This is a genomic window from Oceanimonas marisflavi, from assembly GCF_003049725.1.
Classification (GTDB): Bacteria; Pseudomonadota; Gammaproteobacteria; order Enterobacterales; family Aeromonadaceae; genus Oceanimonas; species Oceanimonas marisflavi.
In genome coordinates this window covers 81,431-95,979 of sequence record NZ_QAGM01000007.1, presented here as the reverse complement: position 1 = coordinate 95,979, position 14,549 = coordinate 81,431, and the positions used below count along the sequence as shown (strand labels likewise).

The following is a 14,549-nucleotide window of genomic DNA, read 5'->3' as shown; positions in this document are numbered from 1 at the left end:
GTTTCCTTATTCCGTGGCACCCAGGCTGAGGTTGATATTCAGGGCGCGCACATCGTTCCAGTCGGCATTTTGGGCGGCGGTAAAGCCCTTGATCTTCAGCCGGTCCAGGGCGGTGGCGGCATCGGCGTTTTGCTCCAGGGTGACCAGTGCCCGCTGCACCTGCTGCACCAGGGCGGCATTCAGGCCTTCCCGGGCGGCAATGGCGTGGGGAGTATGCCCCGGCGTGGTCCAGAGAATGCGCAGCTGCTCCCGCACGCTGGCATCGGTGGCCATAAAGGTGCGCTCCACGCCGCCGCCGGCGGGAAACAGGCCGGCGGCCACCGCCTGATAAACGGAGTCGTGAGACGACACATAGCGGGGCGTAAAGGCAATGTGCTGCGCCCGAAAGTGGGCCTGGGGCAGAATGCTGGCGGCAAAGGCGGCAGGGGCGGGAAACGCCAGGGTGGCGCCGTCCAGCTCGTTCAGTTGCTGTATGGGCGAGTCCTTGCGCACCACCACTATGCCCTGAAGGGTGGAGTCCCGCGCCCGGGCCACCGCCTGATAGCCCTGCTCACCCTGATTGAACACGGTAAAGTGATAGGGATTCATATAGGCAAAGTCGTATTCCCCGGCGGCGGTGCGCTGCTCAAAGGTGGGAATGTCGGGGGCGGTGCGAAACACAAAGCGGGCGCCGGTTTCCTGCTCCAGATAGCGCAGCACAGGCGCCCAGGCGTGCAGCAGCTGGCTGGGCGTTTGCTGGGGTACTATGCCAAAGGAGTAGACCGGCTGATGGGTATTGGCCGAGGCCAGCCACGGCAGCGCCAGCAGTATAATCAGCAATATTTTTTTTATGTTTTTCATGATGATGTCCTTTTCATCCATGGCTCAGATATAACACACCTGTGGTGCATTCGAATAATCGAACAACACAAAGTCGTCGTGGTAAATGGCCTTCAGGCTGGCCAGGGATTTTTTGTCGAGCAGCTCGTGGTGGGATACCGGCAGCTTTTTGCTGTTTTCCCGTTTGTTTTTCAGCGCCAGGGCGGCGGGCAGGCGGTGATCGATGGCCGTCAGCTTGTGCACCTGCTGCTCCAGGCTTTCCATTTTCACCAGCACATCGGCATAGCACTTGCCGCGCAGATAAAACATGTCGCGCTGGGGAATGCAGTGCCGGTATTCAAAATTCCAGCCTTTCAGGGCCTGGGCCTCCAGGCCGTGGCAAAAGTGATTCAGGGCCTGGCGGTAGTCATCCTGCGACAGCCGGCCCTCGCTGAATTTCTGGTAAACCCGCGGATGGCTTTCGTTATAGGCCGACACCATGCGCGCCAGCGGATCGCGCACAAAGCCGAACACCCGGTAGTGGGACAGCAGCGCAAAGTCGGACGGCGCATAGCGCTGCAGCAGCGCCAGCGGCAGATGGGCCTTGTCTATCTGGCGGCCGTCGAGCATGTCGAACAGCCAGTAAAAATCGTTGCGGGTTTCATATTGCATCAGGCTGCGGCGCACCGTGGTGCCGGCGCACTTGGGGTTGTGAATAAACACCCAGCCGTCGTGATCGTTAATCAGCATATAAGGCCTCCAGTCGCTCAGTAGCTGCCGCTTTAACCAGATCATCAGCAAGTACCATGCCAGTGAATGAAAAAGCCCGGCAGAGCGGGCCTGGTGGCAATATACAAACAGAATGAGGGAGCTGGTATGTGCAAAATGCACAGGGCCGGCCGGGGAGAAATAAGGTCAGTGCAAAATGCACTCGGGGCCGGAAGACGGGCCCGAGTGCATTTTGCAGTCAGTAAGGTTCAGGAAGAGGAGGCCTGGTTTTCCTTTTTACGCGAGCGACGCCAGAACAGCAGGCCGGCCAGCAGCAAGGGCAACAGCCACCACAGCCGGCGTTGCTGGCTTTCACCCCGAGCCAGTGCCGCTGAGGCGCCATCACCGCTTTGAGCGGACAGGCCACCCTGATCGGAACGGGAACCGGAACCGGAACCGGGTGAACCGGTATTGGCTGCCAGTAATGTGCCATCCACACCGGGAGTGGCATTCGGGGTTGAGTTCAGGCCTTCAGTGCCGCTGGAGCCAGCGTTGGCTGTATCACCAGCGGCAAGGCCGCCACCGGCAGAGCCGGAACTGCCATTACCTGCGGTGCTGCCGCCGCTTGCAGAGCCTGAGCCACCGGCCGTGGTGCCGCCATCGCCGGTGCCCGAACCGCCGCCCCCGGCCGTGGTGCCACCATCGCCGGAACCTGAACCGCCGCCACCGGTCGTGGTGCCACCATCGCCGGAACCTGAACCGCCGCCACCGGTCGTGGTGCCACCATCGCCGGAGCCAGAACCACCGCCACCGGCCGTGGTGCCGCCATCACCGGAGCCTGAACCACCGCCCCCGGCCGTGGTGCCACCATTGCCTGAGCCCGAACCACCGCCACCGGCCGTGGTGCCGTCACCGCCGGTGCCTGAACCACCACCCCCGACCGTGGTGCTACCATTGCCGGAGCCCGAACCGCCGCCACCGGCCGTTGTGCCGCCATCGCCGGTGCCCGAGCCACCACCCCCGGCCGTGGTGCCGCCATCACCGGAGCCTGAACCACCGCCACCGGCCGTGGTGCCACCATCGCCGGTGCCCGAACCACCACCACCGGAGCCACTGTCGTTGCCAGAGCCGTTATTACCCTGGGTGACTTGCTCCACCACCTGGGCCAGATCTTCGATCGTGTCTCCCAGCGTGCCGCCCAGGCCGGCAAAGCTGGCCGCCACCATTCCTCCCACCAGGGCGCCGGCAAGGGCATACTCCACCGTGGTCAGCCCCTGCTGCCTGCTTTTCTTCCCTGCCATGCTCTCACCTTTTTATTGTTCAAATACCAATCAGTTTAGGGTGAGTCCTGCGTCTTTGCCTGCCGGGCGACCTTCACCGCATGCGTGATGAATTTTTACCCTAAACTTGTCAGGGGTATTACTGACAAGTAAGGGAGTCAATGCACATGAAACGCCTTCAATCACTGATTGTTTTGCTGGCCGCTGTGGGAATAAGCGGCTGTGATCCCGATGCGCGGGGCTTCAGTCTTCCGCCGGGGGATATTGTCAGGGGCGAGCAGGTATTTAAGGATATGCAGTGCCTGAGCTGTCACACCATGGACGGTTATGAGCGTCCGGGGAACACCGAAGATCTGGCAGTGGCGCTGGGCGGCAAGGTCAAAAGCGTGAAAACCTATGGCGAGCTGGTCACCTCGGTGATCAACCCCTCCCACAAACTGGCCAGGGGCTACGACCTGTCCCAAATTCAGACCGAGGCCGGTGAGTCTGTGATGCCGGTCTATAACGACATTATGACCGTCTCGGAGATGGTGGATCTGGTTACCTTTCTGGAATCCAAATATGAGCTGGAGCCTTACGAGACTACCGATTATCGCTCTTACCGCTGACATCGGGCACTGGCAGGGTCACGCCTGCCAGTGCACCCGGCATACGCTCACCGGCAAGCCCCGGGCCTGCATGGCCCGTATCCACAGTGTTTGATGATCCTGCAGCCGATCTCCCGGCCCCTTCACCTCAATCAACCGGTAACTGCCAGTTTTTGCATTCAGCTCAATCAGATCCGGCATGCCCTTGCGATGATGGCGCAGATCCAGCAACAAATGGCGGAACACCGCCTCAAGATGAGCCGCGGGAATAATGCCCAACGCCAGCTCCACCAGCTCCTCGGGCAATGACGGCCAGTGCAGGAACGAACAGCGAATGCCGTGCTTTTGCCGGTAACGCTCGCAAACGATGCGCCGGTAATCCCCATGAGCAAGCCGGGTAAAACCGTCTTCTATCAGCTCACGGCGAGCCTCACCAAAACCGGGCCGGTACAGATCCGCCGGGCCAGTTCGGCAACCCGGGCGGGAGGGTCGGTTTTTTCCCGCAGGCGCAGGGCACGAATGCGCGCTTCACGGTGCCGGCTTTGCTCATAAAGCCGAAGGGCAAGGGCAGTATCCCCCTGGCGCTCTGCTTCCCGCCCTAACTGAAACAGCAGCTTGTGGCGGCGGTATTCAATCCACTCGCAGGCTACCGGCGCAGGCAAGCCGGCGCACAGCCTTGCCACCGGCTCGGTGGCCATGCGCTCCTGCAACTGATCAAGCGCCAGCATGGCATTGACCTCGTCCCTGTGCTGAAAGGGGCGAGAATGACCGTTCAGCACCACCGGCTCAAACTGCTGCAGCCCCAGCCCGGTGAGCACAAACTCCGACCAGTCCTGCTGCAGATTGCCAAAAAACATCAGCCGCAGCCGGGTAAACAGCTCATCGCAGGTCAGCTCAATCACCGCAAAGGGCGCACCGGGCCACCAGGCTTGCAGCGGTTGAGGGGGAGGCGCCGGCCCGGTTAACAACGCCTCTTCCAGATCCCGCTTGCGGGCCGCGGCGGTAAAGGACTGCTCCGGCAGCCGGTGCCGGGCCAGCTGCACACATTCCTCGCGCCGGGCCAAGGCACAGACCTCGCTTAAGCCAAGGCTGGGGTTGAGCTTAATAAAGCCGGCTCCGGCCAGCTCGGCCAGGGCCCGATCCAACTCCGGAATTTCGGCATAGGTCAGCTTGTCGTTTCTGAACAGGCAGCCCTTGCGCATCACCAGCCGCACCAGCAGCCCCTGAGCCGGCTTGCTCAGGGCCAGTAACGCAGCAAGCTGGTCACGCTCACCGGCCAGCCACAAATCGTGATAACGGGCCAGGCAGAACTGCACCACCTGCTGCATATTGCGCAGGTAATAGAAAGGATCGTCCAGCGGGGTGGGGGTGATGGGGGCTTTGGTCATGGGAGGATTGTAAGTAAATGATATGCTGAATGTTATTGATGAATTATATTCGATCTATACAAGAGAAATTGAACAATTCATAGATGAATGGCAGGGAAAAATAATTTATTCAATAGAAGTTAGTTTATCTTTGTGTGTCGATGATGTTGCCAGTGATATGGGGGCGTTGGGCTTACCAGCTACAAGATAACAGCCAAAAAAGGATTTTTTCGGCATTTATCTCAGTTGCTGTAAAATAAGATTTATGATGAGCTTAGGCCAATGATACATTGTCTTGGATGATGTAAGATCACCAGTGGTTTGTTGCTTTAACTACCCCTGGATGTTATTGAAAGAGAGGGGGTAGTAGGTGGGCTGATACATAAATTAGAGCGTGAGTGGTTATTTTATATGTTTTCTGCTGGGATACCCTGTGGTGTCAAGGGAATGACTGTGCTTTGTGGGGGTAAATATTAAAAAATAGTGAGCGTTGGAGATATGTGGTTTGCTTGCAGCTTATAATGGCAAACCACATATTTTTAATGTTACTTATAACATGTTATGCAGGCCCCACCGCCTTCCTCAAGATCGTACATAGCATCCATATCTAAAGTGTCAATAAGCATGCTTTCATCTACCATGGCATGCATACCTAAGCGTCGCTTTTTCTCACGCGCTTTCTTCTTCGCAAACCGTTGCTTAACCTTTTCATGGTTTTCTTTTATTTCAGCAACTCGTTTTGGATCTTCCAGAGTTTCAAGAGGCTCATTCGGTCCCATCCAGAAGAATGTTTCACCGTTTTCACTTGTTTCTGCACGCTTTTCATAAGCTTTAGCTTCTTCAAACGCTTCAGGATGGCGTTCACGTAAGCGAACCCATTCAATTTTGCGCTGGAAGAAGCAAAACGTACAACCAGAGCGTGAACGCCAGTCGTAGTATTTAGGTAAGCCGAGCCCAGCGCTATCAAGAATATCGAGAACACCTTGCTTTTTGATACCGTCTTCTGCAAACGGCATTTTTATTTTCAGATATTTCTGGTTTTCATTTGGCCGGTAGCCGTCTCGCCAAGGTTCATCAGCACGAATGCCAACATAAGAAAAAACTTCGTAGCCTGCATTAAGGTAAGGTTTGATCCATTTTTCAAAAGGCTCAAGTTTCATACGGATAGTACACCACCTCTGCCGTCCTGCTGGAAGGAAGTTATTGTGTTGCGCTAGCCAGTAATCGAAGCCTTTTTTGTCGTTAATGTGCGAGATAGGTTTGCCCAGTACAATCTCTAATTGTTCTAAGTACTCATAGACTTCCGGTAGTTCTTTACCTGTATCAGTAAAGAAATAGTCAATATCTATCTCTGGATAATTACGAGCCATGTAAATCGCCAAAGCGGCACTGTCTTTGCCGCCAGATAGGCCAAGTACATGCTTTACTTTACGTTCTTGACTCATGATTAATACCTTCAAAGTTAACCTTGAGCTTCCAGGGCTTCTTTTAAAAGAGTCTTAAGGATGTGAATGCGCTCAAACTCATTCAACTCTAGTTTTTTTAGTGTTTGCTGTACGTTTTCTAGCTTGTTTTTTGCATCTTCTTGCTCGACGATACGCACTTCTTTTTTGTATGACTTTAGCTGGCCTTTATTGTCTTCTAAAACAAGTGAAACCAGCTTGGTTTTGCTCGCTATTTCATGATTTCCACCAGAAGTGTTGCCAGACTTTGCAATACTCAAAAAGTCTTGTGCGAAATCACTAATTTTTGCTGAAGCAGTCAGTAAAAGCCCTTCATTCCAGCTTTGCTTATTACGTCCAACAACAATTTGGATGATGCTTTCCAACCACTGAAAAAGACCATCTTCGCTCTTTCCTAGCTCACGTGCAAATGCTTTCAGTCGAATATCTCCTGAGCGTTTTTCAACTAGTTGACACATTGAAGCTAATTCTTCACCGGTTTCAGGGAAAATGGTTTTCACTTTGCTCTTTATTTGAGAAAGCATTTGATCATGCTTACTGCGTAGCACGTTAAAGCAGTTTTCAAGAATGTCTATTTTTTGAGAGAACTTAAGCTCATTGTTAGGGTCGAGCGCTTTCGGTAAGCTCTTAATTAAAAGAGTGTGAGGGTCATTTGCCTGGAGGAAGAGATCACGAACCTCAACTATTTGTTTATTGTGCTCTGGGTCATTTTCAATAAAGTTGTGAGCGTTCTTCACCCAGTTGGGGAGGTTATGCATAGTTGTAACAAGAGGCGTTGCAACTGATAGTATATTATTTGTAACTTCTTTATTTGTTTCAGAAGAGGTAAAGACGGCTAAGTTTTGTAACCAGTCACTCTCGGTTTTATCAAGAACGATATATTTTACTGCTAACTCTTGAGGGCTCTTAATCAGTTTGTGGACGTAGTCAACGTCAGGCTCTGTGATAAAGGCGTATTCACCACCAAGGTTTTTCTCGTAAAATGCAATGCTCTGCCCAAGAGCTTTTAAGAAAGCGAGCATATAAATAGGAATGACCCCTTGAGTCACACCATAGGGAGCACTAGTCCAAAGAGTAGCTATTTCAGACAGACGAATGCTTTTGCCTGGGTTCTGCTCGAGCAACTGGAAAGCATCGCTAAATAGGCTATCTAATCTTGGACCCAAGTTTTTTATATGCCAGTGAGAGCCATCTTCAGCATTTGATGCATGTATATCTGTACTCTTAAGGCAACTGATGTACATCGACATCTCGGGAGGAAATCCAGTAATACCTAAGTTAACCTGATCTTCACTATCTAGCATAGCTTCCAGTAGCTTCTTAAGTGCTGAAACTGCTGTGCCTGATAGCTTATTACGGTTTACCAGCTCATTCATAATAACAGGTGTTTTACTAAACACTCTGCTCGCAGTGAGACTGACGATTTCACTTAAAGTGTTGGTGCTATATACTTGGCCGTGATTGAACCATTTTGATTGATTGAAAGACTCATCAATTGCGTTGCGAAGAGCTTCCTCTGCATTAGTGAGACGACCATTGTACTCTTTGAGTGCAACGTTATCATGTTGAAGCACGCGGCCAACTTCTTTATCTGAACGTATTAGCTCCAAAGCGTACAACTCTTTTGCCAAGGCTATAATTTCTTCTGGATTTACAGCATTAGCAAGAATAAGGGTTGGCTCATTTTGAGTTAACTCTTGCAGGGCGCTTTCAGGTTGGTGTTCTAACAGTAACACCATGTTGGAAAACGCACCGTTACGTTGTGCAATGAGCTTTGCGGCGTCTTGAGAACTAAAGTTATATGCGATGGACTGCTCAGCCCAGCGAAGAGTACCAACCTTATGATAGTAGCCCTTGGCGATAATTTGCTTAGAAAAGACGACATGGCTGATGGCTTCCATACTGTCGCCTTGTTGCTCAATTTTTTCTTCTATCAGGCCAGGTATATCAAGGTCTGAACCTTCAAAGATAACCCAGGAAGATAAATGCTTACGGAAGATAATGCAGGAAGCGTCTTTTAAGCTTTGTAAATATTCATTGAGTTCGGCTTTGCTATTGACTTCGCAGGAGGCAAGAAGCATCTCCTCAGTAGCTGAAAGGTTTGCAGGTTTTCCAAATAGTGTGATTAATGCAATAGACTTTAGTACATCAATCGCTTTTTCTGGAACCTCTTTTTTGCTGGCCTGGCGAATAGACTCTGTTGCTGCCGCCCAAGCATGCCCGTCAGGAGAACCTAAAATCGCATGTTCTAAGTTGGTTTCAAGGTAGTCCCAAAGGTTTTCTAGCGTATAGCGTGCATCAGGGTTGACACTTTGCTTAAGGAACATCTGAAAGCTGTATTGCTCATGAGAATTCAGAAAGCTAAATGTGCTACGCTCATTCTGGCTAAATCGACGCTTAGAAATAGGACCAAGCAGTAAAGCGGTCAAGGGGTGTAATGGTACACAGTTTTCCAGGCGATTCTTGAGTTGTTGTTTTCTATCAGGCTTGTCAGCCAGCGCATCAAGTACTAGTTTTACATGCTTATCATTGCTATGACTGATGGCGTCGTTGTTAGTAATGGACTGAGCGATCAGAGCTACGGTTTCATCGGTTGATACATTATATAGAATGTCGTTATATCGACCTTGGATTTTACTCCATTCTTCTTGTAGCTTGGTTCCTCTGTCTTTGGCGTACTCACTAAAAGCCTGGTGGAGTAACCCTAGAAAAATAACAGGAGTTTTTATTCGGCTGAGCACTTCTGCTAAGTCTTGAAATAGATGCAGCTCACCACGATTTTTATTAATAAACTCGAGGCTTTTACCCATTTCATCAGCAATAAGTAGTACGCCATCTACTAGCTCGTTAACTTCCGTGAAAAGAGTTTCCCATTCATCAACAAGGTGAGACTCATCTTTTATTGTTTTATCTTTGTACTTTTCGTGCAAGCCATGAGTGTTAGGGTGTTCTTCTAGAGCCAACAAAGTAGCGCTCCAAAAGGTATCGACAGGGTTACTTACTCCACCAACAGAGCGGATTTGTAACCAGCCAGAATTATAAATAACACTGTCGTCCAAAAGTACTTTTGACTCTTGGTTTATAACTTTTAATGCAGCATTACGTATCTGAGCGTCTTGATGTAAAAGGCCTGTTAATAGTAAAGCAATCGTCGACTTACCAGAACCGTATGGGCCAGTTAGTGTGTAGGCACTTTGATTAACTTGAGAAAACTGTCTGAATAAAGTTTCTAGAGCAGACTGAGCGGTGCCGTGATATACCAGTCCCTGAAAAAAGTCAGGGCTTAAGTCGCTATCAATACGTGTGGAGCGTTGCTGCCTGGTAGCAATAGAATACTTTTTAATTAGTGTCATGTCTTACTCTCCCTGATAGTAATGCTTTAGGAACATACCAGGATCTACACTTTGTAAATCATCATAGCAATGCTGAACCTGTCTTAATCCTTGTGTATCAGTCCAGGCAATTTTGCCTTCACTGAGGATCTCCAGAGCGTCCAGCTTCTCACTTAACCCGGCTGTTGTTAGTCTGAATACCCGGCCCGGTGAACCTATATCATTGAGGAGAGAGTCAAAAGATAGAGTGTTGTTATTGTTTTCTTTTTCACCGTTTGGCCCCAGTTGTTTTCTGGTCATGTAATCAATTACAGCGTAGGCGAATATTTCAACAGGAAGTGATTTTTGGGCAGACAGCTCTGCTCGATAATCTTTTGTGCTTACTTGGGATATCAGGCCTAGCTCAGTAAAGGGAGACGTAAAGCTGTCTTCGTTAACTTTAGTCGCTGCTGTTTTTCTTACTCCATACATCTGGAGCAGACAGTCGATATCTTTATTGAGGGTGGATTCTGTGAGCTTTTTGTCATGATTAGCAAGTGAGAGCTGAATTTCTTTTGCTAATTGAAGCTTGTCGAGGCGAACACCATTGAAGTAGTTGAAGAACCAACGAGCTGTGTTCAATTCTGCATTATGAGCATTAATGGACTGCATTAACCAATGCAACAGCCAAACTGTTCCAATCTTATCGATAAACTCATCATAGGCATTTTCGCCTACAAACAGCTTTTCCGCCAGATCTGTTAGCTCGTATTTTTGATCTTTTTTATCAGTGCAGACAACGAGGTTGAGGGTGCGAATCCAGTGCCTGACGGATAGCACCATGTTCTTACCCATACCCATAGATCTCATCTGATCTTCAATATTTTCTTTGCTCGATAGGGAGCTTCCTTCGTCAACTTCTTGAATTATCTTATATATCCATCCATATCGGATAGGGAAGGTTTGATGCCCGGAAAATTTCAGGCTACTAGACTCTATGTTCAATGTCGTTACCTTGAATTTCTGAATTGGAGACTTTATCCAAACAAGTCAAGATTGTAGCAGAGAGAAAGGGTTCGGAATAGGGTAACGTGACCCCCTCAATAAACGGTACAAGAACTTTGAGATTTTTGACGGTTACTCCTGAAGAGGCTTTAACCTGCAGTTGGAAGCTTAACCTCATTGTCAGATTATAAAGTGTTTTTTTGTTGTAAGTTGTTGATAAGTATTGCATTGTGTGAGCTTTAATCTTGCTAAAGCATAGGCTTCTGCACGGAGTGTCAGTTACATGCTCCAGCAGTTGCGATGGCAGGGCGACCGCATGAGTGTTTAGTTTTTCATCAACTTCGAGATTCCTGCTTTAAGCACCTTTCAAGATGGTCGGTTTTCATCCAGCACCTTCTCTGCTTACCAACAATGCTCAGCTTGGTTGGCTCTGCATTGAGCATGTTGAGCGCCATGTCAGGACGGGAGCATACTTTGATCTGGCAACAGTTTTCCGGACACATTATCAAGCAACTGCTCGCAGCTCTGATTCATAGTCCAACGGACTCACGTAATCATTGCTGGAGTGCAGTCGCACCCGATTATAAAACACTTCGATATACTCGAAGACGGCTTGCTTCGCTTCTCCCCGAGTATAAAAATCCTCGTGATAGATCAGTTCTGTCTTCAGCGTATGGAAGAAGCTCTCCGACGGGGCGTTATCCCAACAGTTTCCCTTCCGGCTCATGCTGCATTGGAAGTCATGCTGCTTGAGCAACCGCTGGAAGCTATCTGAAACATACTGGCTGCCTCGGTCGCTATGAACCAGTAATCCGGCGGCTGGCCTGCGTTTCCAGATCGCCATGCTCAGAGCATCGTTCACCAGAGACGCCGGCATTCGGCTACCCATCGACCACCCCACAACCGCCCGTGAGCAGAGGTCGATAAAGACGGCCAGATAGAGCCATCCCTCCCGTGTCGGGATATAAGTGATATCACCCACATAGGCCTGATCCGGCTTTTCTGCCGAGAAGTTTTGCGCCAGAAGGCTCGGCGCGACCGGCTTGTCATGCTTCGAGTTGGTGGTGGCCTTGAACTTCCGCCGTGTCTTGCATTCCAGCCCTTCTTCTTTCATCAAGCGGGCAACCCGGCGGCGACTGACGGCCTCACCATCTCCTGTCAGCTTCTTCTGAATACGCCGCGTCCCATAGGTTGCCCGGCTTTCTTCGTGGTGCTCCCGGATTTTCGCCTTCAACGCCTTCTCCTGCTGTTTTCGTGGGCTGGGCGGCCTGGACCGCCACTCATAATAGCCACTACGAGACACTTCAAACACGCGGCACATCAGAGCGGTGCTGAACCTGCCCTGATTGGCGTCGATAAAGGTATACCTTAGCGAGATTCTTTGGCGAAGAAGGCGGCTGCCTTTTTTAGCAGCTCTCGCTCTTCCTTGAGTCGGGCGTCCTCCCGGCGCAGCTGCTTCAACTCTTCATAGACATCCTCAAGCAAAGTGAGTGTGGTTCGCCGAGTCAGTGCAACAAGCTGAAACGGGCCAGTTGGAACGACGATTACCGGGCTCAATTATTCTTTGGTTAAATGACCAGCAAAGTATGCTCTCGGCCTGGGAGTGTATGGAAAGTTCTATAGAAGCGTGCTATAAACTATTTTTGAGCGAAAATAATAACATACTAACTACTCGGGAAAATTTATATCTATGCAAAAGTCCCTCGATATATTCAAGGCAGAGCCACAGTCGGTGTACCATGTGCTGTGTGATCGGAATAATACAGGCTTTTATATGCCTGCGTATCAAAGGCCTTATTCATGGGAAGAGGCTCATATTAAGGATCTTTTTTCAAATTTTGATAATGTTTTTAGAAATCTCCTGGAGTCATCAGACGCAATCATATTTCTCGGAACTATACTTACCGTAGATGATGTAGGAGCAAAAACTATATATCCATTAGTTAAGCGACACACCCCGAACAATATAAAGCTAATAATAGATGGTCAGCAGCGATTGTCTACCTTAATGCTGGTTATTGTTTGTTTGAATGAAAGGTTGCGTTTACTTATTCCTGAACTAAAGAAAATTATTGAAAAGGAAAAAGATGAGGCCACTTTGAATGCACTTGAAGAGCTAAGGGAAATAGTGCTACAAAGCATTCTAGATACGTCTAATTTTGTCATAGAAACTCAGGCAGAGCACGCAGTGTTTAAGTACCTACCTAAGATTATCAGATCGCAGGTAGATTGCTGGGGGAAAGATAATAATAAAGCAGTTTATGAAAGCCCAATATCGGAACTTTTGATTAGATATCAACGGCATCTTCTCGACTCTGAAAGCTCGGCTGTTTTCAAAGAGTTTAACCTAAGTTTGCTTAATGATTCTTCTAGAAGAGTCATTCATAATGTTAAAGAAATAAGAAGGCAGCTTGACTGTATACAGAAAGGATTTCAGTTTAAAAGTGTAGATGGAGAAGTGGAAGAGATAATTAATGTTAAAGATTTGGTTAATGTTAAAACTCTAGATGATTGTTTAGATTTTCCGATTGATGAGGCACTGCAACAAGTTTCAGAGGTTAATGACAAGGTTTCTGATATCATTTTCATAACATTGTTTGCTAAGTTCTTACTTCATCGGGTATGTCTTACTTATGTGGAAGTAAATAATGAGTCTTATGCTTTTGATATGTTTGAAGCTCTCAACACTACTGGAGAACCACTAACTGCTATAGAAACTTTCGTGCCCAAAGTCATCGAACATATTGGCTCAAAACGTAAAGATAGAGAGCCTGATGCAGATGATGCGATGAACACACTCATTTCTATAACAGACCGTTTTGAGAATATAATTAAAAGCAAAGAAAAAAATGATAAAACAAAAGCTCTTATATTAGCTTTCATTAGAGCATATGAAGGCAAAGCTAAAGTAACTAGCTTACGTGATCAGCGTAATGCGATGATAAATAGTTACGAGCAATGCTTTCATGCAAATAAAGATGAATATTTGAATCAATTAGCTAAAGCAGCCAGTTTTTTATTCGACCACTGGCAAGCATCTGAGCCTGATTTGACAGGGTTGGTTCCTCCACATGAGCTAGATGTTGCAAAGGTTTGCTTGTGCTATTTGGTTGATATAAAGCATGATATTGTTCAATCGTTATTCATTCAGTTCATTCTCCAAGATGAAAAGTATGGTGTAGAGGGTAAAGAGCGCTCTAGCTTTTCTCAAGTGCTGAAGGCAGTTACTGGATTTAGTGTCTTGTGGCGAGCAATGAGTGGTGGTGCTGACGGTATTGATAGCGTTTATAAGAAGCTGCACGAAAGAGGGTTTGATGTTGGCGGTGTTTACTCAAAGCCTTATAAACTTAAAAATAGCTCATTGAGCTCTGAAGAATTTAATGTAGATGCAATCAAAGCGTTTTTTAGGCAAGAGCTGGAGAGTAAAATCATAGGTAAAGGTTCACCTAAGGATGGAGTGTTTGATAAATGGTTAGATATATGCTCTAAACAGCCTCTTCTAAAAAACTCTAAGAATATAAAGTTATTAGTCCTAGCAGGGTTTCATGGTATAAAGCTTGATGAAGAAGGGTTTTTACGTACTGAAGATGTGAGCGCCCAGTTCATTACGCCGATGATGTGGGCTTTGATTTCGAGAAAAGACTGTCTGAAAAAAGTGTACAGCGGTGGCGGAAGTTTAACTGGTTGGTCAGATGCGAATATATCAAACCCTGAAGAGTTTAATAAGTTAGGGAACATACTGGTTGATGCTAGAGATAACATCTCTACGGGCGTCAACCAGACTTGGTATAACCTAAAGCAAAATATGCTAGAAGCTCTGGCAAATGATTCACTCTTAGGTATAGATGAAATATTATCAACACAGTCTGAGGTTTCGATTGAGGCTGTTAGGAATATATCCATTCTCCTTCTTGAAAGTAAATATGCCGAAATTACTTATGCTGATGAGTGGGACAAAAAAGCTATTGATGAAAGAACCAAGCTTTTATTAAAAAATGCTTGGGAAAACTTAAATGAATGGCTCAACTAG

The 14,549-nt window shown here is 48.2% G+C and carries 11 protein-coding genes and 1 pseudogene; 3 read left to right on the top strand and 9 right to left on the bottom strand.

The genetic code is table 11. The features are described 5' to 3' along the window. Positions 1-6: 6 nt before the first annotated feature. From DA373_RS06460 to DA373_RS06450, 3 genes are all read right to left on the bottom strand, one after another. Positions 7-840, bottom strand: a complete 834-nt coding sequence (locus tag DA373_RS06460) for a phosphate/phosphite/phosphonate ABC transporter substrate-binding protein (RefSeq protein WP_107851553.1) — start codon at positions 838-840, stop codon at positions 7-9. A gap of 24 nt (positions 841-864) precedes the next feature. Beyond that, complete coding sequence (locus tag DA373_RS06455) at positions 865-1,548, bottom strand: sulfotransferase family 2 domain-containing protein (RefSeq protein ID WP_157953691.1); 684 nt, start codon at positions 1,546-1,548, stop codon at positions 865-867. Between the two features lie 227 nt (positions 1,549-1,775). Continuing rightward, on the bottom strand, positions 1,776-2,807 hold the full coding sequence (locus tag DA373_RS06450; RefSeq protein ID WP_107851510.1) for a Flp family type IVb pilin: 1,032 nt from the start codon (positions 2,805-2,807) through the stop codon (positions 1,776-1,778). A gap of 146 nt (positions 2,808-2,953) precedes the next feature. Here DA373_RS06450 and DA373_RS06445 point away from each other — a divergent pair, with 146 nt between their 5' ends. Continuing rightward, a complete protein-coding gene (locus tag DA373_RS06445; RefSeq protein ID WP_107851552.1) occupies positions 2,954-3,394 on the top strand; it encodes a c-type cytochrome in 441 nt (146 codons plus the stop codon). An 18-nt stretch (positions 3,395-3,412) separates the two neighbouring features. Here DA373_RS06445 and DA373_RS16440 read toward each other — a convergent pair whose 3' ends face one another. Together DA373_RS16440 and DA373_RS06440 are read right to left on the bottom strand one after the other, a co-directional pair. Continuing rightward, entirely contained in the window at positions 3,413-3,709 is a 297-nt protein-coding gene (locus DA373_RS16440; RefSeq protein ID WP_332871062.1) for a VRR-NUC domain-containing protein, read from the bottom strand. A 77-nt stretch (positions 3,710-3,786) separates the two neighbouring features. Further along, positions 3,787-4,761, bottom strand: a complete 975-nt coding sequence (locus DA373_RS06440) for a PDDEXK family nuclease (RefSeq protein WP_232821209.1) — start codon at positions 4,759-4,761, stop codon at positions 3,787-3,789. 22 nt (positions 4,762-4,783) lie between these two features. On the opposite strand from DA373_RS06440, the gene DA373_RS16285 reads away from it, so the two are divergent. After that, entirely contained in the window at positions 4,784-4,951 is a 168-nt protein-coding gene (locus DA373_RS16285) for a hypothetical protein (RefSeq protein WP_157953690.1), read from the top strand. 334 nt (positions 4,952-5,285) lie between these two features. On the opposite strand, the gene DA373_RS06435 is transcribed toward DA373_RS16285, so the two are convergent. The 4 genes and pseudogenes from DA373_RS06435 to DA373_RS06420 form a co-directional block, all read right to left on the bottom strand. Beyond that, entirely contained in the window at positions 5,286-6,185 is a 900-nt protein-coding gene (locus DA373_RS06435; RefSeq protein ID WP_107851509.1) for a phosphoadenosine phosphosulfate reductase domain-containing protein, read from the bottom strand. Between the two features lie 17 nt (positions 6,186-6,202). Then, a complete protein-coding gene (locus DA373_RS06430; RefSeq protein WP_107851508.1) occupies positions 6,203-9,556 on the bottom strand; it encodes a hypothetical protein in 3,354 nt (1,117 codons plus the stop codon). A gap of 3 nt (positions 9,557-9,559) precedes the next feature. After that, positions 9,560-10,519 (bottom strand): DUF4007 family protein, encoded by a 960-nt coding sequence (locus tag DA373_RS06425; RefSeq protein WP_107851507.1) that lies wholly within the window; start codon positions 10,517-10,519, stop codon positions 9,560-9,562. 505 nt (positions 10,520-11,024) lie between these two features. Beyond that, positions 11,025-11,921, bottom strand: a pseudogene (locus DA373_RS06420) (IS3 family transposase); the annotation flags it as partial. A 288-nt stretch (positions 11,922-12,209) separates the two neighbouring features. Here DA373_RS06420 and DA373_RS06410 point away from each other — a divergent pair. Further along, on the top strand, positions 12,210-14,549 hold the full coding sequence (locus DA373_RS06410) for a DUF262 domain-containing protein (RefSeq protein WP_107851505.1): 2,340 nt from the start codon (positions 12,210-12,212) through the stop codon (positions 14,547-14,549).